Origin of the sequence: Mesorhizobium sp. WSM4311 (assembly GCF_002295115.1) — a bacterium.
In the GTDB taxonomy this organism is placed as follows: domain Bacteria; phylum Pseudomonadota; class Alphaproteobacteria; order Rhizobiales; family Rhizobiaceae; genus Mesorhizobium.
On record NZ_NSFV01000002.1, the window covers coordinates 501,763 to 515,957 of the forward strand.

12 protein-coding genes are annotated in these 14,195 nt (G+C 53.7%); all 12 read left to right on the forward strand.

Translation table 11 applies throughout. The annotated features are described in order from the left end of the window. Positions 1 to 76 precede the first annotated feature (76 nt). Complete coding sequence (locus CK226_RS06215) at positions 77 to 1,177, forward strand: class I SAM-dependent methyltransferase (protein ID WP_245318020.1); 1,101 nt, start codon at positions 77 to 79, stop codon at positions 1,175 to 1,177. 239 nt (positions 1,178 to 1,416) lie between these two features. Beyond that, positions 1,417 to 2,421: a glycosyltransferase family 2 protein gene (locus CK226_RS06220; protein ID WP_348628937.1), complete on the forward strand. Its 1,005-nt coding sequence runs from the start codon at positions 1,417 to 1,419 to the stop codon at positions 2,419 to 2,421. Positions 2,422 to 2,433: 12 nt separating this feature from the next. Continuing rightward, complete coding sequence (locus CK226_RS34750; RefSeq protein ID WP_179295762.1) at positions 2,434 to 2,610, forward strand: hypothetical protein; 177 nt, start codon at positions 2,434 to 2,436, stop codon at positions 2,608 to 2,610. Positions 2,611 to 2,612: 2 nt separating this feature from the next. Then, positions 2,613 to 3,737 (forward strand): glycosyltransferase, encoded by a 1,125-nt coding sequence (locus CK226_RS06225; protein ID WP_095791333.1) that lies wholly within the window; start codon positions 2,613 to 2,615, stop codon positions 3,735 to 3,737. A 3-nt stretch (positions 3,738 to 3,740) separates the two neighbouring features. Beyond that, positions 3,741 to 4,535, forward strand: a complete 795-nt coding sequence (locus CK226_RS06230; protein ID WP_095770847.1) for a class I SAM-dependent methyltransferase — start codon at positions 3,741 to 3,743, stop codon at positions 4,533 to 4,535. A gap of 37 nt (positions 4,536 to 4,572) precedes the next feature. Beyond that, entirely contained in the window at positions 4,573 to 5,463 is an 891-nt protein-coding gene (locus CK226_RS06235) for a lysylphosphatidylglycerol synthase domain-containing protein (RefSeq protein WP_142887632.1), read from the forward strand. Positions 5,464 to 5,491: 28 nt separating this feature from the next. Further along, positions 5,492 to 8,005, forward strand: a complete 2,514-nt coding sequence (locus CK226_RS06240; protein ID WP_142887631.1) for a hypothetical protein — start codon at positions 5,492 to 5,494, stop codon at positions 8,003 to 8,005. A 69-nt stretch (positions 8,006 to 8,074) separates the two neighbouring features. Beyond that, complete coding sequence (locus CK226_RS34310) at positions 8,075 to 8,260, forward strand: hypothetical protein (RefSeq protein ID WP_142875425.1); 186 nt, start codon at positions 8,075 to 8,077, stop codon at positions 8,258 to 8,260. A 14-nt stretch (positions 8,261 to 8,274) separates the two neighbouring features. Further along, entirely contained in the window at positions 8,275 to 9,318 is a 1,044-nt protein-coding gene (locus tag CK226_RS06245) for an NAD-dependent epimerase/dehydratase family protein (protein WP_280951471.1), read from the forward strand. Between the two features lie 52 nt (positions 9,319 to 9,370). Beyond that, the gene (locus CK226_RS06250; RefSeq protein WP_095791337.1) at positions 9,371 to 11,308 is read left to right on the forward strand and encodes a rhamnan synthesis F family protein; all 1,938 of its coding nucleotides are present in this window, start codon (positions 9,371 to 9,373) and stop codon (positions 11,306 to 11,308) included. Positions 11,309 to 11,354: 46 nt separating this feature from the next. After that, positions 11,355 to 13,286 (forward strand): rhamnan synthesis F family protein, encoded by a 1,932-nt coding sequence (locus CK226_RS06255; protein WP_095791338.1) that lies wholly within the window; start codon positions 11,355 to 11,357, stop codon positions 13,284 to 13,286. A 121-nt stretch (positions 13,287 to 13,407) separates the two neighbouring features. Next, positions 13,408 to 14,166: a methyltransferase domain-containing protein gene (locus CK226_RS06260; protein WP_095791449.1), complete on the forward strand. Its 759-nt coding sequence runs from the start codon at positions 13,408 to 13,410 to the stop codon at positions 14,164 to 14,166. Positions 14,167 to 14,195: the final 29 nt, after the last annotated feature.

Consider the following 14,195-nt stretch of genomic DNA (forward strand, 5'->3'; position numbering starts at 1 on the left):
GGTTCCTTTTACTTCGACGGCGTTCCGATCCCCTGATCTGGAAGCTCCGTCCGCATGGATCGAACATGTTCCTTTCATGTTCTGGCTGATCGATTCGCTGCGGCCGCACCGGTTTGTCGAGCTTGGCACGCACACTGGAGTTTCCTATTGTGCCGCCTGCCAAGCCATTGAACTGCTGGGTCTCTCCTGCAGTTGCTACGCGATCGACACTTGGAAGGGTGATGAGCACGCGGGTTTTTACGATGAGGGCGTCTATGCCGGCCTTGCCACCTATCACGATGCAAAGTATTCGGCCTTTTCGCGTCTAGTACGGTCGACTTTCGACGAGGCAGTTGGCCATTTCGAGGATGAGAGCATCGACCTGCTGCATATTGACGGTATGCACACCTATGATGCCGTTCGCCATGACTTCGAGACGTGGCGACCGAAGTTGACGAAGAATGCAATTGTACTCTTTCACGACACGAATGTACGTGAGCGCGATTTCGGAGTCTTTCGCCTTTGGAGCGAGGTCTCGGCCGGCCGGCCGCATTTCGAGTTCCTTCATGGGCATGGCCTGGGCGTTCTAGCGATGGGCAACAGCTACCCGAAAGCGGTCGAGGCGCTTTTCACCAGCGGCGAACAAGATCATGGCCAGGAAGCTGTACGAACCATTTTCGCCCATCTTGGACAAGCAGTCGCCCAGCGTGGGAATACAGCCAATGCGATAAGGCAGGCGGAAGCGCGGTTTGCGCTGAGCCTTGAGGACTGGCGGCGACAGGTCGAGCAGCGCAACAGCGAGATCGAGGCACTGACAGCTAAGGGCGAACAGGCGGAAGCGCGGTTTGCACAGAGCCTTGAAGAACAGCGGCAACAGCACGAAAGCGAGATTGCAGCGCTTGAGAGCGAGCGTGCCGAGAAAGCAGAAGAATTCCGGGGGTTGCAGGGAGAAATATCGGCTGCCAACGCAACCGCGAGCGCACTGCGGACCGAGCGCGACAAAGAGATCGCACGAGCGCGAGCGCAGACGGCCGCGCTCCAGGCAAAAATAGAGCAAGGTCAGCGCGCTGTTCAAGAGTTCAAGGACTCAACAAGCTGGCGGATAACCAGTCCCCTGCGAGCGCTGTTGAATGGCAGGCGGTTACTGAAAAGGGTCGCCGCAAGGTTTCAACGGGTCGTCGCCGCAAAGTTTCGTTGAGAGCGAAATTGAATTGGGCATGGGCAGCCCTGCTCTTGTCCTCTCCATCAGATATCCGCTTCCCTGAGCGAATTCGCCTGAACGCCATGAACTCGGCGCCGCCCGGAGCCTCCTCGCGCCGTTGTTGGCAGCCACAAAAACAGCTTATTTTGCCGAAGCAGGTAGCGCGCGGAAGCAAAGTTCTTTAGGTCCATATGGAACACGGCAGCCGATCAGCCTTGCGGAAAGAAGAGGGTGGATTGTCAAAGCTTATTATTCAAATCCCATGCCTGAATGAGGAGGGGACGCTCGCCGTTACGCTGGCCGATCTGCCGCGTCAGGTCGCGGGTTTCAGCACGGTGGAATGGCTCGTAGTCGATGATGGCTCCACCGACCGAACAGTCGAGGTTGCCCGGGAAAACGGCGTCGATCACGTGGTCTCGCTGCCCCACAATCAGGGGCTTGCCAAAGCGTTCATGACCGGCATCGAAACCGCGCTGAAACTGGGCGCGGACGTCGTCGTCAACACCGATGCGGACAACCAGTACGATGCCTCCTGCATTCCCGATCTCGTCCGGCCCATACTGGAGAAAAAGGCTCAGATCGTCATCGGCGCAAGGCCGATCAGCGAGATAGAGCATTTTTCACCGGTCAAGAAATTTCTGCAGAAGCTTGGCAGCTTCGTCGTCAAGCTTGCCAGTGGCACGACGGTCCCTGACGCCCCGAGCGGTTTCCGGGCCATTCATCGCGACGCGGCGATACAGCTCAATGTCTTCAATCGCTATACCTATACGCTGGAAACGATCATCCAGGCGGGACGCAGGAACATCCCGATCACCTCGGTGCCGATCCGTGTCAACGGCGATCTTCGACCCTCGCGGCTGGTCAAGAGCATACCAAGCTATGTTCGGCGCTCGTTGATAACGGTCGTGAGGATTTTTGTCGTCTATAGCCCGCTGCGCTTCTTCTCGACATGTGCGGCAATCGTCGCCGCGCCGGGGTTGGTCGGGGTTGTCCGGTTCCTTGTCCACTATTTGTTGGGCGAAGGCAGTGGCAACATCCAGTCACTCGTTCTGTCCAGCGCCTTGCTCGCGCTTGCCGGCATTCTTGCGATGAGCGGCATCATTTCCGAGCTCATAGCGGTCAACAGGCAATTGCTTGAAGAAATAAGGATCAGGCAATTGCAGCAAGAGTATGGTGCAAGGGCCAGGATCCGGTCGTTTGCGATGGAGAGCAAAGAGTCAAAAATTGAGAAAATAGTGTAGGCGGCGGCAGTCATGTCAACCTGCGGCGCCCGCATCGACAATCTGCCAATAGATATTTTGGTGAATCCGGTCTCGCATATCCAGATGAACGGCGAGTTATTTTTATCCGCCATTGTTCTCTTTGGCGTTGCCGCCGAGTGTGCAGGTGGGAAGGTGGCAAGATTGCATTTCAAAGAACACCAAGATTGAGCATGGGGCGAACGCTGAAGGTTCTTTTGTGGGGCACCTATGATACCGGCAAGCCCAGAATCCGGATTTTGCGGAAAGGTCTTCGAGAGGCGGGAGTCAACGTCGACGAACTGCATTTCCACGTTTGGCGCGGCATCGAGGACAAGAGCCAAGTTTCCTCGGTGTGGTCTGCTTTTCGTCTGATAGGCACAGCTGCGATTTGGTACCCCATACTTCTGTTTCGGTACGTCTTCTCCGCTCGTCATGACTTTGTTGTCTGCGGCTACTTTGCTTATCTCGATTCCTTGCTTATCTGGCCGCTGGCGAAGCTGAGGCGTGAAAAGGTAGTCGTGGATGCGTTCCTTCCGATCTTCAACACGGTTGTTGAAGATCGGAAGTTGTTTAAGGTTGGCTCCCTCCCGTCGCGCCTCATTCATTGGTTGGAGAGAATATCGCTTAGATCGGCAGACGTTGTGCTGGTCGATACGGATGCACATGGCAGATACTACGCCGACACGTTTTTGGTTGATCCGAGGAAAATAGTTAGGGCCTTTGTTGGAGTGGAGAGCGAGAATTTTAGCCCAAAGGATGCAGTCGACTCCGGACCTATAGCCACCGTTTTGTTTTATGGGCAATTCATCCCACTTCATGGTATTGAAACCATAGTGGAAGCGGCTCGTTTGTTGTCTGATACGGCGATCAATTTTCGAATCGTCGGAACGGGTCAAGAGGCATCGAAAATTCGCGATATGATTGCAGAACGCAATCCTGGAAACCTGGATTGGACCGAGTGGGTCGAGTATGAAAAGCTCCAGATTGAAATCGAGAAAGCGACTGTCTGCCTTGGGATATTCGGGACGTCTGATAAATCGGGCAGGGTAATTCCAAACAAAGTCTTTCAGATAGTCAGTGCGGGCAAACCCCTTATCACTCGTGATTCTCCTGCCATTCGAGAGCTGTTTGGAGACAACCCGCCAAGAGGTGTAACTCTGATCGAGGCGGGCAAGCCGCAAGCGCTCGCGCAAGCCATCGTTCAAGCGATCGGCGCGACCGACACCGGGTATTCGGACAGGATCATTGCCGAAATTGCGCCTTCCAAAATCGGTCAGCGGTTGCGCGACGACCTATTGCAACGGATAGGAGTTTGAAACGTGTTCAAGCATTTTCTTTACGGGACCGCGGCCCCCGAACTGGGCTGGGTGCCGGCGCCAAGATACATATTGCGCCGGTCACGAGTCCTTCATCATTTGAAGATCGGTAAAGGTCGGCGTTCCCTGGATATCGGGTGCGGCGCCGGTGCGCTGCTGGTTGATCTTTATGACCGAGGATTCGAAGCTAGCGGTCTTGAATCTGGGCCAGACGCCGTGTCGGTTGCGAAGGCGCTGACTGTTCAAACAAGCGTCAATATCCTTTCTGATCCTGACCCTCAGTGGCGCAGCACTTTCGACGTGATTTCCGCCTTCGAGGTCCTGGAGCACATCAAAGAGGATCATGAGGCGCTCGGCCTCTGGGTCTCATGGCTAAAACCGGGCGGTCTGTTTCTCGCATCCGTGCCGTGTCTTATGAAGCGCTGGACTGTTTCCGACGACTGGGCTGGCCATGTGCGCCGCTACGAACGACAAGAACTAGAGGACCTTTTCGACAAGGCGGGCCTCGATATTGTTGCATTCGAATCCTACGGGTTTCCACTTGCAAATCTATTGTCTAGCCAGCGTATCAAGTACTATCAGGCGGAAATGGACAAGCGAAGCGCAGTCAAGGGCCTCGATCAAAGCACGGCATCTAGCGGCATCGATAGGAGTGGTCTTATTAGCGTATTCAACAAGATGTGCACTTGGCCGGGTCTCTTGGCCATGTGGCTATCAATCCAGTTGCAACGACCGTTCCTGCGCACGAACCTAGGCGATGGATATTTCGTGGTAGGGCGCTTTCGCGGTGACAAGTAGTTCGTGGGTCGCAATTGGAAAACGCGCTGCAGGTTACGTGGGTGCGGTACTCACGGTTGCGGCAATCGTTTACGTAGGCAGAGCCTTCTGGATCAACAGAAGCGTAGTTCTTTCGCAGCCGCCGTCATTCTATTTTGAACCGTCATTTCTAACGGCATTACTGATGTACATGCTGAGTGTGATGTCCGGTGCTCTGGCCTTTGGAATGTTTTCAAAGGCTTTTGGTGTGCGTCTTCCACCGTCTCGTCTCTTGTATATTTTCCTTGTCTCTCAAATCGGCAAGTATATCCCGGGCAATGTAGGTCAATATGTTGGCAGATTTTATCTGTCTGGGAAGCATGGCGTATTACATAGAGCGACGGCGTCCATAATAATAATGGAGATAATATCCATTGTCGTATCATCTCTAGGAATAATTACCTATTCATCACGGACCATTGACTTCACATTGCTGCCCGCGTGGATCAGAAATGACGAGGCCGCTGCAATTTATGAATACAGAATGCCTATCATGGCTGCCGTTCTGATAATTTTCGTCGGCGCAGGCTTGGCTTTCGGGGGATTAAGAGGGAAATTAGCTGCGTTTTTTGCATCAATATTATCTGGAGTTCCTTGTTTTATTTTTCTTGCACTTAGCTTGAGTTATTTGCTCAAGGCCCTCGGTGCGGATGCAGATTTTTCGAGCCTGGTTGTTTGGACATCGATCAGTTGGTTGCTGGGATTTGTTACCCCCGGCTCGCCCGCAGGCGTAGGCATTCGGGAGTATCTGCTTATACAGTTCCTGTCACCGGTATACGGGGCCGGTTCAGCTACTGCGGCAGCCTTGCTTTTTCGGATCATCTCTTGTGCCGGCGATTGCCTGTTGGCGTTGCTCGGCCTCTTGTTTGGCAGGTATGCCGCCACCCGCCATGCAGAAGATAAAAGTTAGCGCGTAGGTCACCAAAAGGGAAAAGTGTATGGACACGCAGATGACGGGAACGTCCGTGCAGGACAACCATGTACCGGAGCAGGCGCCATTTTTGCGGCACGTCATTTCGCTGGTGCTTCTTTTCGTTCTCGTCCTGGGGATTGTGGGCGTCAATCCTTTTCGGCAAACGCTGGCACCGATGGATCTGCTGTTGGCCTATCCGGGATGGGACAATGCCGGGATCGACACTCCACTTGTCAACATGGAGCGTTCCGACATATTGGATAGCCGGCTGCCAAACTGGCGGGAGTTCAGGCGAGAGTTGCGGGAAGGGCACATCCCGCTATGGAACCCACTCAATCAGCTGGGTACGGCCGGCATCCAGGCGCCGATTTACGAAGGCCTGTCGATACCCTTCCTGGTTTATGCCCTCACGCCCAATGAGGCCATGGGCTACACGTTCGCAATTTTATCAAATTATCTGCTGGCGGCTTTCGGTACCTATTGCCTGCTGTTTTTCATGTTTAGAAATCATGTGGCCGCGGTTTTCGGCGCCATTACATTTGCATTTTGCGGCTTCAACATCGCTTGGGCGCATTGGCCTCATCTGACCACGAGCGCTCTTATTCCATGGGTTCTGGCTACTCAGCTTCGTTATTGGCAGACAGGCCGTCTCGGTTGGGCTTTTGGGCTCATTTTCAGCGTCGCCCTGATGGGGCTGGGCGGATTTCCATTTGTCGCCCTGCTTGGGGCTATCGCGTCCCTTATGCTAGGGGCCGTACTGCTTTTTGTCGAGTTCCGGAGCGCGGGCATCAATCAGCTCGCGGTCAGGCGAACCATCGCGCTGGGCTGCGCCGGCGCTGCAGGGGCGCTGCTGGCTCTTCCAGGTCTTTTGCAGGTTAAAGACATTCTCGATTCAACCGATTTGTCGATTCGAGACGGTAGGGCGATCTTCACGCCCTATGACATCGTCAACATGTTCGGTTCGGACTTTGTGAATCATCTCGGCGTCGAGCGGACCTTTTCCGCTGGCGTACCCGCGGCCGTCCTGGCCCTTCTTGCGTTAGTTTTCGTTTTTAAAGCACCCAACCGGTTTGCCGCTTTTGGGTTGCTGCTGGCAGCGTTCACGCTGGCGACTGCGTTTGGCGCGGCTCCCGCCGACATCGTGAAAATGATTCCGGGATTTGGCATCAATGGATGGGGCAGGGTTGTAATATTATTTGGATTGTCCCTGGCGATATTGTCGGCCTATTCTATAAATTTTATATTGTCATTGAAATTTAAATCGGTAACGTCGCTGCATTCAATGTCAGATTACAAATTCTATATCGTTATATTTCTATGCGTATTGCAAACAATTAATCTTGGGTATTGGTTTAGGCAGTTCAATGCGCGTCCAGATATTGAAACTTTTTTTCCAAAAACGCCATCGATATCCTATGTATTATCTGAAATTCTGCCTGGGCAAAGTATTATTGCCGGAGATATATTCAACTTCTCGGGCGTCTTGTCAAACTATAGGTTGCCTGAGTTGTTTGCTCATGGATTTCGCACCGATGCTCAAAAGAAGATAGTCGATGACATAGCGCCTTCTCATGAGGTGTCCTATACGGCCTCTCTCATCCAATGCTCGGATATCAATTTCTCCAGCCCAGGGATTGTCTACGCTGCCGTCCGCTTCTTCATTGTCAGGGACTTTTGCATTGCTTACGAGACCGACGGCGTTGGCCAGCGGCCGACGGCTGCTCTTAATGGTGGTGCCCTCCAGGGTGGGCTGTCAATCGACAAGCCCATGGACGCCACGAACGTGCAGGTGCTGTTCGGAACCTATGATGAGGATTACGCCCCTTCGGCATTGACCTTCGATCTCTACCAAAATGAACGCCTCGTGGCTCACGCGGAATTGCCGCCGGAGGCGATACGCAACAACCTGTACGCTACCTTTGCTTTCAATCGGAACGTTCCACTCGATGCCGGCACGTATCGGTATGTCATTGCAATGACCAAGCCCGACAGCAAGAAGGCGATCAGTGCATGGGCCTTCGAAACCGCTGGTGGTGCGACCTATCAGATCGGGTCGAGGACATTTCCCGGCATGCCAAAGATGAAGATTGGGGCAAAGCCCCGGCTTCCGCAGAATTTCTCGGTCGCGTCGGTAGAGCCGGGCATCGACGTGATCGAAAATAACGCGGTTTCGGGGTCCGGCTATTATGTGAATGGGCTGAGCGGGCAACCGGAGGCGGATTATGGGCCGGTGCGCCTTGCGTCTTATCTTCCGGATGACCTGACGGTGGGCTATTCGGGCGCGACCCATGGATGGGTCGTTTTGCCTATCCGCGTCAATAAATACTGGCGAGCCACACTGGATGGAAAGCCAGTGAAACTAGACAAGTTTCTGGATTTCTTCCCTGCCGTAGAGGTGACCGGACCGAGCGAGATTCATTTCTACTACGACAGCAGTCACTTGTTGAAGACGCTGGAATTCTGCCTTGTCGGTTTCGCGGCGGCAACCATTCTCCTGATCGTGGCCAATGGCAGACGCCCGCGAACGGCCGCTGTCTGACGGGAAGGAACAGGATTTCTGCCGGCTTGCGGCCTTAGGTATAAGGGCGAAAAAGGGGCGGATATCGGCATGGGTTCAATGCCCGTAAATCAGAAATGCTGCGGCATCGCCGATTTGCCGCCACTTGTGCAGATGCAAGCTGGCTCGGGTGCCGAAGATCGCATCGGACCCGAAACCGAGCCCATTTATACCTATTCAAACGAGATTGACGCTGGTAACGAACAGCCAGCTGATGAAATGCAAATGGCTGCTTGATGTCCAAAACATGTATGGTGACTGGCGGAGCCGGATTCATTGGGTGCGCGTTGTCTCCCAGACTGGCAAACCGCTTCGAGCGGGTCATTGTCATTGACAATTTGCATCCGCAGATTCATGCCGGGCAAAAGCGTCCTGCCGAACTTGATCCTCGCGTTGAGCTCATGGTTGCGGATGTTGCCGAGCCTTCCACCTGGACGCAGTTGTTGGAAACCGCTCGACCTGAAGTCGTGATTCACCTGGCGGCCGAGACGGGAACGGGTCAATCGCTCACGGAAGGTTCCCGCCATGCGATGGCAAATGTCCTTGGTACGACCCGGATGTTGGATGCCTTCGCCACCGTATCGCATGTTCCCGACCGTTTTGTCCTGTCTTCGAGCCGCGCCGTCTACGGCGAAGGCGCATGGCGGTCGACGAACGCAGGAGAGGTCATATATCCGGGCCAGAGATCGAAGCAGCAGCTTGAACGCGCCGAGTGGAGTTTTCCCGGTTTAGAGCCTCTGCCGATGGACGCGGAAAAAACGATACCGAATCCAACCAGCATCTACGGCGCAACGAAGCTGACCCAGGAGCAGATATTGCGTGCCTGGGCTCTTTCGTTCGGAACCTCCGTCAACGTCCTTCGCCTTCAGAATGTCTACGGTCCCGGCCAGTCGCTGACGAACAGCTATACGGGTATCGTGTCACTGTTCATCAGGATGGCCAAGGAAGGCAAAAGTATCCCGATCTACGAGGATGGAGACATCGGCAGGGACTTCGTTTTCATCGACGACGTGGCTTCGGCGATCGACACGGCAACGCGAATAAATTTGTCGCAGTCGATCGCCTATGATGTCGGTACAGGGTCCAGAACAACGGTTCTTGAACTGGCGAGGATCGTTGCAAAAAGATACGAGGCACCGGAACCAAGCATCAACGGCATGTTCCGCAACGGCGACGTGCGCTCCGCGGTTGCCAGCATTGACAGGACGGTGCGCGATCTGGGATGGCGACCGCAGGTCGATGTCGAGCAGGGAATCGAGAAGCTTTGCAACTGGATCGACTCACGCCTTGGTTAGGACGACGAAGACAGTTTTTCAGCGAACTTGATATTTTAGTCAGGAGCACGAGGTGCATCGTATTGCGGTGTTTTCTTTCTACAACGAGCGTGGGATTGCGGATGACTATGTCATCTTTCTGCTCGAAAAACTGCGAGAGGTCGTCGACAAGGTCATTGTCGTTTCCAACGGTGATCTGTCCAAGCATTCGGAAATAGCGGTCAAGGCCAGTTGCGATCAGCTGCTGGTGCGGGAGAACAAGGGGTTCGACATCTGGGGTTATAAAGCCGGAATTGAAGCGATCGGCTATGATGCTCTGTCCGAGTACGACGAACTGATCCTGCTGAATGACACCTGTTACGGCCCGCTTTTTCCTTTCTCCGAAATGTTTTCTGAGATGGAAGGTCGCGAAAATGATTTCTGGGGCGCTGCCGCCCACAAGGAAATGACGCCAAATCCATTCACCGGAACGGGTCATCTGCCTTGGCATCTCCAGACGTATTTCATCGCCATCCGAAAGGACATACTGAAATCGGCTGACTTCAAGAAATATTGGGTGAATTTGCCGGAAATAAAAACGTATACGGATGCCGTTCTGCTTCATGAATCGCAGTTCACGAGGTATTTTACGGATCTCGGCTATTCGGCGGAAGCCTATATCGATCCAGAGAAATATGGTTCCCACTATCCAGCGTTTATCAATATCGATGAAGCTATAATCAACCGCTTTCCGTTGCTGAAGAGGCGGCTATTTTTTCATGACCCAACATTCCTTGAGCATAATGCTATCGATTTACCACGCGCTTTGCGTGTTCTGGAGGAAACATCCGATTACGATATGAATTTGATTTGGCGCAATGTTCTGCGCGTTTCGGAATTGCGCAGTCTCAACAGCAATGCGGCACTCATGAGTGTGCTGCCGGACAAGCGGATCAAGGGCGCTGGCGCCCCTGCCGACTACGGCAATGTCGCCGTTTGTGCGCATATCTACTACACCGATATGCTCGACGAGATGCTGGATCTGACCGGGAACATTCCCGTACCATATGATTTCATTGCCACCACGGATACGCCGGAAAAGAAGGCTGACATTGAAGCCGCCTTGGCGAAACGCGCTGGCATAAACAAGGCCATCGTCCGCGTCGTGGAGCAGAACCGCGGCCGGGACATGTCGGCGTTTTTCATATCCACGCGCGATCTGTTGGTTGACGATCGTTATGACCTTGTCTGCCGCGTTCACAGCAAAAAGACGCCTCAGGTGCAGGCATCGAAGGGTAACCTGTTCAAGCGCCACATGTTTGAGAACCTGCTGAACAGCCGTGGTTATGTTCACAACGTGCTGGACATGTTCCACGACAATCCTTCGATCGGGTTCGCCATCCCGCCGATGATTCATATCGCCTTTCCAACCATGGGGCACTCATGGTTTGGCAACAAGCCGAGGGTTGCGGAAACCGCGCGCCTGTTGAACATCGACGTCAAGTTCGACGACACCACTCCGGTGGCTGCCTATGGCGGCATGTTCTGGTTCCGGCCCCGCGCCCTTCGCAAAATATTCGCACACACTTGGAAGTGGGAAGAGTTCGATCCCGAACCGTACTTTGACGATGGCGATTTGGCTCATGCGCTCGAGCGCTTGATGGCCTACGCGGCCCAGGATGCTGGATACACCACACGGCATATTGCGTGCTCGCACCAGGCTGCGCACGCCTACGCCATGTTGGAATTCAAGATGCAAAAGCTTGCAAGCGTGATGCCGTCGGGCGACTTTCTCTGGCACGGCCATGTATTGTCCGAGTGGAAAAAGGCCGGCTATCCACTGGAGGCGCCGCCACCCCCAGCGCCACCACCGCCATCGGTAAAGCGTTCTTTGGCTGACCTCAATCTGGCGATCAAAAGCTCTTTGAAATTTAGAGTGCCAATCCTGTTTACGATATTGAGGCCGTTTTATCGAGGCACGAGGGCAGTTTTGCAGCCGGTTTCTCGGCGCAATGAACAGCGCACATCATGATTGCAGAAGCAGCGATGTTCACGGTCTAGTTAGCAGGAGCATCCAAGTGCGTCGTATTGCTGTGTTTTTTCTCATCAACGAGCGTGGCGTTGCGGATGACTATGTCATCTTTCTGCTCGAAAAGCTGCGAGAGGTCGTTGACAAGATTGTTGTCGTTTCCAATGGCGATCTGTCGAAGCCGTCGGAAAAAGCGGTCAAGGCAAGCTGTGATCAACTGCTAGTGCGCGAGAGAGAGGGATTGGACCTCTGGGGATATAAGGCTGGAATTGAAGCGATCGGCCATGACGCTCTTTCCCAGTACGACGAACTGATCCTGCTGAATGACACCTGTTACGGCCCGCTTTTTCCTTTCTCCGAAATGTTTTCAGAGATGGAAGGTCGCGAAAGTGATTTCTGGGGCGCCGCCGCCCACAAGGAAATCGCGGCAAATCCATTTACTGGAGCAGGTTATCTGCCTTGGCATCTCCAGACATGCTTTATCGCCATCCGGAACGACATGCTGAGATCGCAAACCTTCAAGAGATACTGGGCAAAATTGCCGGAAACAAAGAGTGACCCAGATGCCTTTCTGATTCACGCCTCGCAATTCACAAAACATTTTACAGGTCTGGGCTATTCGGCGGAAGCGTATATCGACCCGGAGAAATACGGCTCGCACGATCCCGCGTTCATCAATGTTGATGAAGCAGTCATCAATCGTTTTCCACTGCTGAAGCGAAGCTTGTTGTTGAACGAACCAACTGTCCTTGAGCACAATCCTGTCGATTTACCGCGCGCTTTGCGCGTTATCGAGGAAACGTCCGACTACGATATGAATTTGATTTGGCGCGATGTTCTGCGCGATTCCGAATTGCGCAATCTCAGCACCAACGCGGCTCTGACGAGTGTGCTGCCGAATGAGCGCATCAAGGACGATGATGCTCCTACCGACTACGGCAAAGTGGCGGTTTGCGCACATATTTACTACATCGATATGCTCGACGAGATGCTGGATCTGACCGAGAACATCCCTGTTCCCTATGATTTCATTGCCACGACGGACACGTCGGAAAAGCAGGCCAAGATCGAAGCCCTCTTGGCAAAGCGCCCCGGCATTAACAAGGCGATTGTCAGGATCGTGGAGCAGAACCGCGGTCGGGACATGTCTTCGCTGTTCATCTCCTTGCGTGACCTGCTGGTCGACGATCGTTATGACCTTGTCTGCCGCCTGCACACGAAAAAGTCACCTCAGGTGCAGTCATCGAGGAGCAACCTGTTCAAGCGGCATCTGCTCGAGAACCTGCTGAATACCCGTGGTTACGTTCACAACGTATTGGACCTGTTCCAGGACAACGCTTCGATCGGTCTCGTCATTCCACCGCTTATTCACATCTCCTATCCAACCATGGGGCGCGTCTGGTTCTCCAACAGGCCCAAGGTTGAGGAAACCGCGCGCCTATTGAACATTGATGTCAAATTCGATGACACCACTCCGGTGGCTGCCTATGGCACCATGTTCTGGTTCCGGCCCCGCGCCTTACGAAAATTATTCGAACATCGGTGGAAGTGGGAAGACTTTAATGCCGAACCACATCATGTCGATGGCGGCCTGGCTCATGCGCTTGAGCGCCTGACGGCCTACGCGGCCCAGGATGTGGGCTATATCACCCAGCACATCATGTGCGCTCATCAAGCGGCGCACAACTACGCCATGCTGGAATTCAAGATGCAAAAGCTTGTCGGCATGCTGCCGATGAACGACTTTCCATTGCACTATCAGATGCTGTCTACGTGGAAAAAAGCTGATTTTCCCCTGCTTGCACCAGCACCGCAATTGCCAGCGCCGCCACTGTCGGTGAAGCGCTCTCTGGCTGAACTCAATTTTGCCACTAAAAGCTCCCTGAAGTTCAGGGTACCTATCCTGTTCAAGATTCTAAGGCCGTTCTATCGCTGCGTCAGGGCGGTCTTAAAACCAAATTCTCGGCGTAATAGCGCATAACCTGGAATGACTCGTCTGAGGTCCCAACCCACTCATCCATCAGTGGAATTTTCAGCCTTAAGCGGCCGCTGCTGCAATGCCAAGCGCGCCACATGAAGCCGAACCAACCGAGGATTTTTACATGGATGCCGCTCCGCCAGAATTCAGCAGAAATGAGCTTGCCGCTCTTGTCGGTCGCAAATCAACCCTCGAACTGGGGCCTTTCACGAATCCAACCCTGCGTGGCCGAAATATTAAATATTTCGACGTCATGGACAAACACGGACTGATCAAGAGGGCGGATGCGATCGGCTATGCCTACTCCAGCCCCGTCGATATTCATTATGTCTCCAGCAATGGCGACTTGAGTATCGTCGACGAAAAGTTTGATTTTTGCCTGAGCGGTCACTGCATCGAGCATCAACCGGATCTGATCTATCATCTGAACCAGGTGGCGAGAATTCTCGTGCCGACGGGCAGATACCTCCTGATTATCCCGGACAAGCGCTACTGCTTCGATCATTTCATTCCAGAGAGCTCAATTGCGGATTTCATCGGCGCTCGGGGCAACAAGGTTCACACCGCAACGAGCGTTATCGAACACATAGCTCTAACCACGCATAATGACGCGGCACGCCATTGGGCTGGAGATCACGGGGTCGCAAAATTTCGGCAAGATATGACGACTGTCTCGCAGGCAATGAGCGGGTACGACAATTCCGGCGGGGCCTACATCGATGTGCACGCCTGGCAATTCACCCCGCAGAGTTTCCGCTCCGGAATAGAGGTACTTGCCAATCTCGGCCTCATTGGGCTTGACGTGGAGCAAGTCTATGCCACGCCGCACAACACTTTTGAATTCTGCGCGATTTTGAAGCGACGGCTGGGGACTAAAAGCTGACTGGATGTACCGCCGGGACAGATTTAACT